The organism is Sellimonas intestinalis (genome assembly GCF_001280875.1).
In the GTDB taxonomy this organism is placed as follows: Bacteria; Bacillota; Clostridia; order Lachnospirales; family Lachnospiraceae; genus Sellimonas; species Sellimonas intestinalis.
The window spans coordinates 37,580-50,143 of the sequence record NZ_LGAJ01000002.1 but is presented as its reverse complement, the minus strand read 5'-3'; the positions used below and the strand labels follow the sequence as shown (position 1 = coordinate 50,143).

At 47.5% G+C, this 12,564-nt stretch carries 9 protein-coding genes; all 9 read left to right on the top strand.

Annotated features, from left to right (window positions below; genetic code table 11):
- Positions 1-265 precede the first annotated feature (265 nt).
- The 9 genes from AOA56_RS00575 (at position 266) to AOA56_RS00535 (ending at position 12,553) form a co-directional block, all read left to right on the top strand.
- Positions 266-3,409, top strand: a complete 3,144-nt coding sequence (locus AOA56_RS00575; protein WP_053768753.1) for an alpha-mannosidase — start codon at positions 266-268, stop codon at positions 3,407-3,409.
- 25 nt (positions 3,410-3,434) lie between these two features.
- Positions 3,435-4,451 (top strand): M42 family metallopeptidase, encoded by a 1,017-nt coding sequence (locus tag AOA56_RS00570; RefSeq protein ID WP_024731631.1) that lies wholly within the window; start codon positions 3,435-3,437, stop codon positions 4,449-4,451.
- A 13-nt stretch (positions 4,452-4,464) separates the two neighbouring features.
- Positions 4,465-5,148 carry a D-lyxose/D-mannose family sugar isomerase gene (locus tag AOA56_RS00565; RefSeq protein WP_053768752.1) on the top strand — a complete coding sequence of 228 codons (684 nt, stop codon included), beginning with the start codon at positions 4,465-4,467 and terminating at the stop codon, positions 5,146-5,148.
- Positions 5,149-5,176: 28 nt separating this feature from the next.
- Positions 5,177-6,541 (top strand): dipeptidase PepV, encoded by a 1,365-nt coding sequence (gene pepV, locus AOA56_RS00560; RefSeq protein ID WP_053768767.1) that lies wholly within the window; start codon positions 5,177-5,179, stop codon positions 6,539-6,541.
- A gap of 91 nt (positions 6,542-6,632) precedes the next feature.
- Complete coding sequence (locus AOA56_RS00555; protein ID WP_024731634.1) at positions 6,633-7,325, top strand: FadR/GntR family transcriptional regulator; 693 nt, start codon at positions 6,633-6,635, stop codon at positions 7,323-7,325.
- Positions 7,326-7,428: 103 nt separating this feature from the next.
- Positions 7,429-8,601 carry a trans-sulfuration enzyme family protein gene (locus tag AOA56_RS00550; protein ID WP_048620591.1) on the top strand — a complete coding sequence of 391 codons (1,173 nt, stop codon included), beginning with the start codon at positions 7,429-7,431 and terminating at the stop codon, positions 8,599-8,601.
- Between the two features lie 429 nt (positions 8,602-9,030).
- On the top strand, positions 9,031-10,575 hold the full coding sequence (locus AOA56_RS00545) for a peptide ABC transporter substrate-binding protein (RefSeq protein WP_155200440.1): 1,545 nt from the start codon (positions 9,031-9,033) through the stop codon (positions 10,573-10,575).
- 78 nt (positions 10,576-10,653) lie between these two features.
- Complete coding sequence (locus AOA56_RS00540) at positions 10,654-11,607, top strand: ABC transporter permease (RefSeq protein WP_048620592.1); 954 nt, start codon at positions 10,654-10,656, stop codon at positions 11,605-11,607.
- A 16-nt stretch (positions 11,608-11,623) separates the two neighbouring features.
- Complete coding sequence (locus tag AOA56_RS00535) at positions 11,624-12,553, top strand: ABC transporter permease (protein WP_024731637.1); 930 nt, start codon at positions 11,624-11,626, stop codon at positions 12,551-12,553.
- Positions 12,554-12,564 lie beyond the last annotated feature (11 nt).

The window sequence follows — 12,564 nt, the reverse complement described above, 5'->3', positions numbered from 1 at the left end:
GTTATGTTACAGTTCAGCCATAACAGCTCGGATTAGCCGCTGTGCGGCCTTATCGCCACTTGCGTGGCTAAATCCTCGCTGATGGCAGAATGCCATATACAAAGTACACAAATAATCTTCGTTTTCAAACAAGTTTGAACTCAGATTTTTGTGACTTTGTACATGGCTGAACTGTAACAAATGTTCTGAAAAAAATTGACAGGTTGCACAAAAAGTGATACGCTATAAGTAACCTATAATATAGCTTATAGCATTGGGAGGAAGCATGAATCTGATTTTTGAACTGGGAAGGGCACAGAGGGTCCTGGAAGATTTGGAACGACTGATTGTGGTACATAAGAAGGAGATTTCGTCTTATAAAAGCAAGGAAGGGAAGCAGCAGGACGGACAATTCTGTTTGATGGATGAGACATGGGAAGACTATAGGATGGGGACGGCATGGAGCCAGGTGGACGCACACAGATGGTTCCGGACGACAGTCACGATTCCGGAATCCATGGGCGGACATCATGTGGAGTTTTTGATTACGACCGGAAGAGAGGGAGAGTGGGACGCGACGAATCCGCAGATGCTGTTTTATCTGGACGGAGAGCTCATGCAAGGAGTGGATGTGAATCACCGGGAGGTGACGATTACAAAAAATGCCAGAGCAGGGGAATGTCACGAGATCGCGGTACTTGCATACAGTGGGATGGTAAAGGGTGATCTGGTCATTCATACCTATTTACAGGTCGTGGACGATCGGGTCCGGCATCTATATTATGATCTGTTGATCCCATTGCAGAGCGCCTATGTACTGAAAAAGGCAGATGAAGAGAATTACAGAAGAGTTCTTCAGATGATGGCTCCGGCATTGGATGCCTTGGATTTGCGGGAGGCATACTCGGAGCGGTTTTATCAGTCCGTTGAGAAAGCGGAGGAGATACTGAAAAAGGCGTTTTACAGTGAGGAAAAGGAATGTCCGGTGGTCAGCGCTATCGGTCATACACATATCGATATTGCGTGGCTCTGGACGGTGGAGCAGACGAGAGAAAAAGTGCTTCGCAGTTTTTCTACCGTGCTGCGGTTGATGGAGCAGTATCCGGATTATAAATTCATGTCCAGTCAGCCGATTCTATATCAGTTTGTAAAAGAGCAGGATCCACAGATGTACGAAAAGATCAGGGAGCGGATCCGGGAAGGCAGATGGGAAGTGGACGGAGCAATGTGGCTGGAGTCGGACTGCAACCTGACTGGAGGAGAGTCTCTTATCCGTCAGATCTTAAAAGGGCATCGCTTCTTTCTGGAGGAATTTGGAAAAGAAAGCAAATCTTTATGGCTTCCGGACGTCTTCGGATATTCGGCGGCGCTTCCGCAGATTTTGAAGAAATCCAGGATTCCGTACTTTATGACGACGAAGATTGCCTGGAATCAGTACAATCAGCTTCCAAATGACACGTTTCTCTGGAAGGGAATTGACGGCTCCGAGGTCTTTGCTTTCATGCCTACAACAACGGATTACGATAAGGATCAGGGACTGAATATTTCTTTCTCGGACACGAGGAATACGACCACATACACTGGTATTGTCAATCCGAATATGACCTTGGGAACGTTCAAGAGGTTCCAGAACCGGGATCTGACGGAAGACACGCTGATGCTCTTTGGATTTGGAGATGGCGGCGGCGGTCCGACAAAAGAGATGCTGGAGAGTGCCGAGCGTTTGAAGTATGGTATTCCGGGTATCCCGAAGATCCGCCAGGAATTTGAGCAGGATTATTTTGACCGGACGTACGAGAAAATCCATGATCTTCCGGAGATGCCTACCTGGGATGGAGAACTGTACTTTGAATATCACCGTGGGACACTGACGTCCATGGCAAAAAATAAAAGAAATAACCGAAAAAATGAGATCCTTTATACACAGCTTGAGACGGCCTCCTGCATGGCAGGCATGGAACAGGATAAGCACCTTTTGGAGGTACTAAAGCGGGGATGGGACATTCTCCTGCTGAATCAGTTCCATGATATTGTACCAGGCTCCTGTATCAAACCGGTGTACGAGCAGACTGACCGGGAGTACCGGGAGATTGAAGAGACAGGGAAAAAAGAACTGGACCGGATCGTTTCTGCGGCTGTCGGGAAACTTTCGATGGATCGGGACGGCATCGTGGTGATGAATACGCAAGGATATGAAAGAGATGACGTGGTGACGGTCTATGGCGAAGAGGCGCTTCCGGCATTGGAAGATGAGCAGGGGCGAAACGTGCCGCTGCAGCGGATGGCAGACGGATCGTATCTTCTCTATGCAGAACATGTTCCGCCGCTTGGATATCGGAAACTCTATGCCGCCGGACAACAGAAATCGGAAAAAAGAGAAAAAACCTGGGACGGCACCTTTGAGAATCCTTTTTTCCGTGTCCGTTTTAATGATCGGATGGAAATCACATCTCTCTATGAAAAGGAGGCAGACAAAGAGCTGATCCAGGACGGCAAGTGTGGAAATGTACTGCGGACTTACGAGGATCGTCCGATGCAGTGGGACAACTGGGACATTGACGTTTTCTATCAGAGGAAACCATATGAAGCAGATTGGTATTCACCTGTCCGTATTGTGGAAAGTGGGGACGTCTGTATTGTGCTGGAGTTTTCCTGCGGATTTGTAGATTCCGTTGTCACACAGAGAGTTTGCCTTTATCACCACCTTCCACGGATTGATTTCCGGACAAAGGCGGACTGGAAGACGCACCACGTCCTTCTGAAAGCGCATTTTCCTGTGGATGTGAACGCCACAAGGGCAACATATGAAATTCAGTTTGGCAATGTGGAGCGGGAGACGACGAACAACTATAGCTGGGATACGGCCAAATTCGAGGCTTGCGGCCATAAATGGGCGGATCTTTCAGAGAACAGTTCCGGTGTCAGTCTGTTAAACGACTGCAAGTACGGCTACAGTATTAAGAAGGGAGATATGAGCCTGACGTTGATTAAATCCGGTACTTATCCAAATGAGGACGCGGATATTGGGGAACACAGGTTTACTTACTCTATCTACCCACATGCCGGACGCTGGCAGGAGGCAAAGACGGTGGAGATGGCCTACAATCTGAATGTACCGATGCCGGTGAAACGTATCGGAAAACAGAAAGGATGCGGTGAAGAGTATGACAGTTTCCTTCACTGCGACAAGGAGAGCTGCTTTATCGAGGTCATCAAAAAGGCCGAGGACGGAGACGGCGTCATTGTGCGGATGTACGAGAATAAGAATAACCGTGTCCGGGCACATATTACGAGCGGTCGCGCCCTTGTTCATGTGTATGAATGTAACCTTCTGGAGGAGAAGGAAGCAGAACTTACCGTTTGTGGAACGACCTTTGAAACTGTATTCAAACCATATGAGATCAAAACATTCCGGCTGATATTTGCGTAGAACAGGACCGGGGAAAGGGGAAACGATGATAAAAGAATATACACAGACATGGGGAGTCAGTGGACTGGAGAAGAAAGTATCTGACTTGATTATCAAAGAAGTGATGGACTATGCGGATGAAGTTACAAGAGACGCCATGGGAAATCTGATTGTTTTGAAACGTGGAAACGGATCCGGGAAAAAGCGAGTGATGTGTGCGGCCCACATGGACGAGATCGGACTTTGCGTAGTCAGGATTTTGGACAACGGACTTTTAAAGGTCAAGCAGGTAGGTGGTGTATCCGCACTGTGCTCTTTTATGAACCGGGTGCGGTTTGAGAATGGAACCATAGGGACTGTGGGAGTGACAGAACCGGTGGAGAACGTAAAGACCAAAGATATGAACAAGCTTTATATCGACATTGGGGCAATGTCTAAAGAGGAAGCCGAGCAGTATGTTCAGCCAGGGGACTGTGCGGTCTTCTGCGGAGACTATGTGGAACTGGCAGGACGTAATGTGATGTCCAAGGCGTTCGACGACCGGATTGCGTGCTACATTCAGACCGAGGCTCTCAAACGAATCCAGAGCAGTTACCATGATCTTTACTTTGTGTACACGGTGCAGGAGGAGGTCGGGCTTTTCGGATCTACCACATCGGCCGAAACGGTGAAGCCGGATCTTGGTATTGCCGTTGATATTACCGGATCCTTTGATGTGCCGGGGGACGAACATGGTAATCCGGTTCTTGGAAAAGGAGCCGCCATCAAAATCAATGACAGCAGTGTGATCTGTGACCATGAGCTGACGGAAGATTTGATTGCCTGTGCAAAGAAGTATGAGATCCCGTATCAGAGGGACGCACTGGCCGCAGGCGGTACGGACGCCGGAGCTATTAATAAATCCGGAGAAGGAGTAAAAGTGCTTGGTATTTCCATTCCGACCCGATACGGCCACACGCCGAACAGCATCGTGAATTTAGAAGATGTGGAGGCATGTATTCGTCTGCTGGAATGTTATCTGACCGGGGAAATCCCGATTGTGACACAAGAAAAAATCAAATAAGGAGATGGGACAGATGAAGCGATCAAAAATCAATCAATGTATCCGGGAGATGGAGGCACTGATCCGGGAGCATGGATTTGCACTTCCGCCGTTTTGTCACTGGACGCCGGAAGAATGGAAAGAAAAAGGAGAGGAATACGACGAAATTCGTGATAACATGTTGGGGTGGGATATCACAGATTATGGACAGGGTGATTTCGATAAATGTGGATTTTCTCTGATTACAATCCGTAACGGCAATCAGAATGACCCGAAATATAAAAAGGTCTATGCGGAAAAGCTTTTAATGCTCAAGGAAGGACAACATTCTCCAATGCATTTTCATTGGAAGAAATCAGAGGATATCATCAACCGTGGAGGCGGGACGCTGATTATCCATCTGTATAACGACGACGGAAAGGGCGGACTTGCGGACACGGATGTGACAGTCAATTCGGACGGGCGTTCTTACCAGGCCCCGGCCGGAACCGGAGTACGGCTGCACCCGGGTGAGAGCATTACGCTGTGGCCGCACCAGTACCATGATTTTGATGTGGAACCTGGGACCGGTGACGTGCTGATCGGGGAAGTCTCCATGTGTAATGACGACAATGTGGACAATCGTTTCTATGAAAAAGTAGGAAGATTTCCGGAGATCGAGGAGGACGAAGCACCATACCGGTTGCTTTGTAATGAATATCCAAAGGCAAAAAAGTAGATTTCAGGAAAAAGGAGGTAATAAAGCAGTGGATTATACAAATTTGAGAAATACAATCCGTGGGATGCAGGATGAGATCATCGGTGGGATTCAGGACTGTATCCGTATCGACAGCGTAGGAGGAGAGCCGGAGGAGGGAGCCCCGTACGGACCAGGTCCGAAAAAGGCACTGGAGTATGCGTTGCATCTGGGGAAAACTCTTGGATTTCGCACGGCAAATGTGGATAATAAAGCGGGCTATATAGAGATGGGAGAGGGAGACGAGATGATCGCCGTCCTTGGACATTTGGATGTAGTACCGGTGGGGGACGACTGGACTTATCCGCCGTTTGGAGCGGAGATCCATGATGGAATTCTCTATGGCAGAGGAGTGGCGGATGATAAGGGACCAACGATCGGAGCCATCTATGCTATGAAAGCGATCCGGGATCTGGGACTTCCTACAGACCGCAGGATCCGTGTGATCTTTGGAACAAACGAGGAGCGTGGATGTGACTGTATCAAGCACTATGTGGAAGCAGGAGAGGAACACCCGGTACTTGGTATCACCCCGGACGCGGAGTATCCGCTCATCTTTTTTGAGAAAGGGATGACTACAGTGATTGGAGGAAAGAAGCATCCGAAACAAGGAAAAATCCGTGTCCGTTCGTTTCACGGAGGGACAGCAGGAAATATCGTACCATTGCATTGTCAGTTGGTATTGGAAGGAGAACACGAGATACCGGATACCCAAGGAATTCAGGTAACGGTCTGTGATGGAACGACGGTTCTGGAGGCAGAGGGGGTCAGCGCCCACGGAAGCCGTCCGGAACTGGGAGAAAATGCGATTGTGAAACTCCTTTTAGCTGTCCGTGGCATGGAAATCGGAGGAGATTTCCAGAAGCTTGCTGATTTTGTCACTCAGAAGATCGGCACTGAGACAAACGGGGAGACGCTAGGGATCTGTTTTCGTGATGAAGAGACTGGGGAGACTACAGTCAATTTGGGTGTCATCGACTATACGGAGGAGGAGATGAAACTGAATCTGGATATTCGTTATCCGAAAAACGGGGATGCGGATCTCGTATACCGGCAGATGAAGTCCGCGCTTACAGCTTATGATATGGACATTTTGGAGCATCGGACCACAGAGATGCTGTATGTGCCGAAAGATTCCGAGCTGGTACAAAAGCTGATGGAAGTGTACCGGGAGGGAACCGGGGAAGATACAGAACCTAAAGCAATCGGAGGCGGCACTTACGCTAAGATGTTCCAAAATATGGTTGCTTTCGGACCGATGTTTCCGGGAGATAAGGACGTGGCACACCAGCCGGATGAGCAGATGTCCATAGAAAAGCTGATGAAATGTATTGAGTTGACAGCGGCTGCGATGGCGGAACTTGCTAAAAAATAATTGTGCAATATGTATAATGAAAAGAAAGCAGTTGACTGGAAAATGGAACAAGTATATAATGATTGAAAGGAACAGAGTAGGTGGAAAGATAATGGCAAAACCAATTAAAAGAGTTTCTTTGCAATCAGAAATTATCAGATATATACAGAGTTATATTGAAGAACATGACCTGAAGGAGGGAGACAGACTCCCTTCCCAGGGTCAGTTTATAGAAATGATGCAGGTAAGCAGGACGGCTCTTCGCGAGGCAGTTAAGACACTGGAGGCGGAGGGTATCGTGGAAGTATTAAACGGCAAAGGCATCTATGTCGGAAATCGGAGCCGGGGATCCAATGCAATCGAGTCGCTCATCGGATTTACGAGGGAGCGGGAGGCGCTGATCGAGGCGCTCGAGGCCAGAAGGGCGATGGAGACAGAGTTGATAGCTATGGTAGTAAGGAATGCCACCGACCAGGAAATGGCAGAGCTCGGAGAGATCACAGAAGTCCTGATGAAGAAAGTACGGGTGGGAGAGCCGGATACCGAGGAGGACAAGCAGTTCCACGAGAAAATTTACCAGATGTGTCACAACAGCGTTTATTATGCGGTATTGAAAGTGCTGGATGAGTACACGGATAAACTCTGGCAGTTTCCACTTGATATCGAAGATCCGTTCAAGGCAAGCATGCCGTACCATGAGACGCTCTATGAGGCGTTGAAAGAGCGGGATATTAAGAAAGCACAGAAGATCAATCATAAGCTTCTGGATTGTGTATACGAGGATATCGCCATTGCACATCGGTAGGAAGAGCAGATCAGACTGATGTGCAATTTTATAAAAGAAATAACTATATTATAGCATATAGATGATACCTGATTGGTGATTGAAAAAAACAAGGAGAGACGAGATGGAAAAAAGCACAGGAATGATTCTGGCACATGCCGGGGAAGAGTACGATCAATACTACAATGCTATTGTACCGCCGATTTTTATGAATTCCCTGAATATTTTTCCGACGGTAGACGCTTATTATGATTCTGACAAACGGGACCGGCACACGTACTGTTATGGCAGGGTTCAGAATCCAACCGTACGGATTCTCGAGGAGAAGATCAATGAATTAGAAAAGGGAGCAGAGACATATGTGTTCTCATCCGGGATGGCGGCAGCTACCGCAGCAGTCCTTTCTGCCTGTAAAAGCGGCGGACATGTAGTCTGCGTCCGGACGGCTTACGGGCCGTTGAAAGATTTTTTGCAGAATTATTGCAGAGAGCATATGAATATCCGGACGACCTTGATTGATGGGGATGATCCGATGGAAATGGAAGAGGCGCTCACAGAGGAAACCCAGCTTCTGGTGCTGGAAAGTCCATCATCTGTGGTTTTCCATGTGCAGGACATTGAGCGGGCAGCCGAGGCGGCTCATAAAAAAGGAGCTCTTGTCTATATTGATAATACATTCTGTACGCCGATTTACCAGAATCCAATTGAGATGGGAGCAGATTTTGTGATGCATACAGCTTCTAAGTATCTGGGGGGACACAGCGATCTCATTGGCGGTTCCCTGACGGTGAAAGATCCGGCACTTGGGAAGAAAGTACGAATCATGCGGGAACAGCTTGGCAGTATTATCGGACCGATGGAAGGGTGGCTGATGATGCGGGGGCTCCGGACACTGGAAGTCCGGGTGAAGGAACATGCAAAAACGGCGTTGGCAATAGCACAGTACCTAGAAGGACATACGAAAGTAAGAAAGGTATACTACACCGGACTTGCCTCTCATCCACAACGTGAACTGATCATCAAACAGCAGTCAGGGCACACCGGATTGTTAAGCTTTGAACTGGAAAGTACGACGGAACAAGCCAAAACATTTTGTCAGGCGTTGAAAATATTCAAGATCGGCGTATCATGGGGCGGATACGAAAGCCTGGTGACAATGCCTTATGCACGGGAGACAGAAGAAAACGCCCGGAAGATGGGAGCCGGACAAAATGTGATCCGAATCCATTGTGGACTGGAGGGGACAAAGGCTTTAATGGATGATTTGGAACAGGCATTCCAAAAGGTATTCAGATAGAACATCTATAGAAAACAAAGAGAAGGGCGCCGGCATGATCAGGATTTTCGGGAAACGAAAATGTAGCAAGCCGGAAAAGGGCATCCGGTCCGTGGACTTGATAGAATACGATCCAGAAAGGAGAGAAAAAAAGTGTATAAAGCCTTGGAGTGCGGGCAAAGGTGTTCGGATAAAATAAGGCGGAACGATCGAAAAAGGAAGGGGACAGATGGCCGGTCCGGCTCATTTGTGATATGCGTCCATATGTGAAAATGATCTTCCAAAGGACGCTTTAAAACCAAAGAAAAACGAATCAGAAAGGAAGGCTATTATGAAAAAGAAGATTTTAGCAGCGCTTTTAACAGCGGTTATGACCTTCTCCCTGGCAGCATGTGGGGGGGGGGTAAAAACTCCTCAGGAAACTCGTCAGCAGGAGGCTCAGACGATGTAATGAAGGTTGCGACTGTAATGCTGTCCGATCCTGACACACTGGATCCGGGGCGTGCAGACGACGATCAAAAGAACTCCATCGTGCTGGAAGCACAGGAGACATTATTCCGCTATATTGACGGAGAACTGACAGAGGCAGGATGCGAAAGCTATGAAACATCCGAAGATGGGCTTACATGGACGTTTCACTTAAGAGACAATAAGTATTCTGATGGTGAAGAAGTAAAGGCACAGGATTATGTAAACTCTATCCGTCGTATCTTTGACCCGGAAGTAAACTGCCATAACGCCGGTATTTTCTACTGCATCGCAGGTGGTGAGGCATTCAACACCGGTGCTGGTTCAAAAGAAGACGTAGGAGCAGTCGCGGTGGACGACAAGACACTGGAAATCACATTGGTTGAGCCGATTCCGTATTTTGCACAGCTTATGACATTCTCCAACGTAACACCGGTACCGGAATCCAAGACGGAGGGCGAGAAGAACTCCTCTTACGGAGCGACGGCAGAAGAACTTGCTCAGAGTGGTCCGTTCTATGTAAGCGAATGGACAAGAGGTTCCAAAGTTGTTCTAAAGAAAAATGAGAATTACTGGGATGCGAAGAACGTCAAAATTGATGAGATTGAAATGACACTTGCTCAGGATGAAAACACAAGACAGCAGCTCTTCGATCAGGGTCAGATCGATGTACTCAGAAACATTGATTCCGAATACCTGGATCAGAAACAAAAAGAGGTTGATGCTGGTAAGGTTCAGCTTATCTCCGGACCGCAGCCGAGAAACTCTTACATCTGTTTCAACAACGAAGACCCGAACGGCGTATTTACAAATGAAAAGATCAGAAAAGCATTTGCTATCGCATTTGACCGTGAAGCATACGCGACACAGGTACTTGACAGCAACAAAGCGGCATACGGTGAGATTCCGCCAGGAACGGCAATCGGAACGGATGAATTCCGTGATCTGTACCCGGAACCGATGAAAGAACTTCTTGAACAGGACGCAAAACAGCTTCTGGAAGAAGGACTGAAAGAGATTGGTAAAGAAGGAGAGACACTGGAAGTAACGTTCCTGCAGAGAAATGCGGACAATGAGACAAAGGTAGTAGCTGAATTCTATCAGAATCAGTGGGAAAAGAACCTTGGCGTAAAGGTCAACATCGAGACGGCATCTGACAACTCTTCTTTCAACAACCAGGTATCCAAGGGACTGTACCAGGTATGTGAGACTGGTTGGGGAGCTGACTATAATGACCCGATGACATTTATGCAGTGCTACACAACAGGCGATGGAAATAACCCGGCCTTCTTCTCAGATGCCGAGTATGATGAGCTTGTCAATGCATGTAAGACAGAACAGGATATGACCGTGCGCGGTGAAAACTTTGCAAAAGCAGAGAAAATTCTGACCGTTGATAAATGCGGTATTTCTCCGGTAACTTACACATACAGCAATACGCTGGTAAGTAAGACTCTGAAAAATGTCTATATCAACGGCGCGGGTGGACCATCTATCGAATTCCGTGACGCATATGTAGAAGAATAGACTGAGATGAAGAAAACTCTGACAGCGGGAAGTAAGAAATGCTTCCCGCTGTTCTAAAAAAGAGAGAGGAGAAAGAAAATGGTAAAGTACATTCTGAAGAAAATCGTGTACATGATTGTGACACTCTGGATTATTCTGACAGCCACGTTCTTTTTGATGTATACCATGCCGGGTGACCCGACGCAGGCGTCTTCAAAAGTGCTCCCGGAAGCGGTGCAGGAAAACCTGAAAGCAAAATGGGGGCTGGATAAGCCGGTCACAGAACAGTATGTCATCTATCTGAAGAATCTGTTCCAGGGAAACATGGGAGAATCTTATACAACCCCTGGACTTACAGCAAATACAGTAATCGGTGAGAGGTTTCCGGCGTCTTTAAGACTGGGAATCCAGGCAGTCGTCGTGGGTCTGGTTCTTGGTATTATTCTGGGAGTTCTGGCAGCCTTTAACCGTGGAAAATGGATCGACTTTGTTACCATATTTATTGCCATTCTGGGAGTCTCCATTCCAAGCTTCGTATTTGCGGCGCTGCTGCAAAAGTACGTGGCTGGAGGATATTTTCCGATTGTCGGGTGGTCGACTTCAGGAATGGGAATTGCAGGTATCTTCCAGTATACAGCGCTTCCTACACTATCCGCGGCGATCAGCGGTATTGCGACATATTCTCGATATATGAGATCTTCGGTACTGGACGTGCTCGGTTCAGACTATATCCTTTTGGCGAAGTCCAAAGGGCTTTCCAGATTTCAGATTATCCGGCGGCATATTATGAGAAATGCTATCACACCGATTATTTCTATTGTGGCTCCTCAGGTAGCTGGTATTGTGACAGGTTCTTTTGTTATCGAGCGAATTTTCTCGGTACCGGGACTTGGACGGTACTATGTAGACAGCGTCAACGGACGGGATTATCCAATGATTCTTGCGACGACATTATTTTTCTCCATGATTTTTATCGTCTGCATGGTAGGTATGGATATTCTCTATGCGATTGTGGATCCGCGTGTCCGTAAGAGCATCATAGAAGGCAAGTAGAGGAGGGAGCACACAAGTGACAGAAGAAAAGAACCTTATGACAGATGAAATGTTTCAGTGCGTAGGCATTGATGAACAATCCTCCGAGACACTTGTCAGACCGAGTATTTCTTACTGGCAGGACGCCGTCCGGAGACTGAAGAAAAACAAGGTGGCGATGATCAGCCTGTTTTTCCTGATTTTTATGATTTTCATGTGTATTTTTGCACCGTATATTTATCCGCACGCATATAATGAGCAGAATATTGAGCTGGTAAATCAGGGACCGACAAAAGAGCATATTTTCGGCCTGGATGATCTCGGACGTGATATCTTCGCACGAATCTGGGTCGGCGGACGTGTATCTCTTGCTATCGGCGGCGTGGGTGCGCTGATCTCCCTTGTTGTCGGCGTGATTTACGGAGGCATCAGCGGATTTTGCGGAGGTATCGTAGATGATATCCTGATGCGTATTCTGGAAATACTCTGCGGTATTCCGTATATGGTAGTTGTTATCGTTGTATCATTGTACCTTGGAAAAGGAATGACTTCTCTGATGCTGGCACTTTGTATGACGAGCTGGACTGGTCTTGCAAGGCTTGTACGGGGAGAGATCCTGGAGTTGAAAGAAAGCGAATATGTCATGGCGGCCAGAGTACTTGGCACGCCGTCTTTTAAGATCATTACGAGGCATCTGATTCCAAATACGATGAGTGTTATTATTATCAATACTACATTTATGGTACCAAGTTTTATCTTTTCCGAGGCATTCTTAAGCTTTATCGGAATGGGAGTACAGCCTCCGATGACGAGCTGGGGAGCAATGGCATCACTCGGACAGCAGCAGATGACATATTATCCTCACGAGTTGATTTTTCCGGCGGTAGCGATTTCCCTGACCATGTTGGCGTTCAACCTGCTTGGCGATGGGCTTCGTGACGCGTTCGACCCGAAACTGCGGCAGTAATAGAGGAGGAT

What these genes read in the sequence shown, in the direction of transcription:
- AOA56_RS00575 (WP_053768753.1), top strand. Translation starts at nt 266, where the DNA reads ATGAATCTGATTTTTGAACTGGGAAGGGCACAGAGGGTCCTGGAAGAT.
- AOA56_RS00570 (WP_024731631.1), top strand. Translation starts at nt 3,435, where the DNA reads ATGATAAAAGAATATACACAGACATGGGGAGTCAGTGGACTGGAGAAG.
- AOA56_RS00565 (WP_053768752.1), top strand. Translation starts at nt 4,465, where the DNA reads ATGAAGCGATCAAAAATCAATCAATGTATCCGGGAGATGGAGGCACTG.
- AOA56_RS00555 (WP_024731634.1), top strand. Translation starts at nt 6,633, where the DNA reads ATGGCAAAACCAATTAAAAGAGTTTCTTTGCAATCAGAAATTATCAGA.
- AOA56_RS00550 (WP_048620591.1), top strand. Translation starts at nt 7,429, where the DNA reads ATGGAAAAAAGCACAGGAATGATTCTGGCACATGCCGGGGAAGAGTAC.
- AOA56_RS00545 (WP_155200440.1), top strand. Translation starts at nt 9,031, where the DNA reads ATGAAGGTTGCGACTGTAATGCTGTCCGATCCTGACACACTGGATCCG.
- AOA56_RS00540 (WP_048620592.1), top strand. Translation starts at nt 10,654, where the DNA reads ATGGTAAAGTACATTCTGAAGAAAATCGTGTACATGATTGTGACACTC.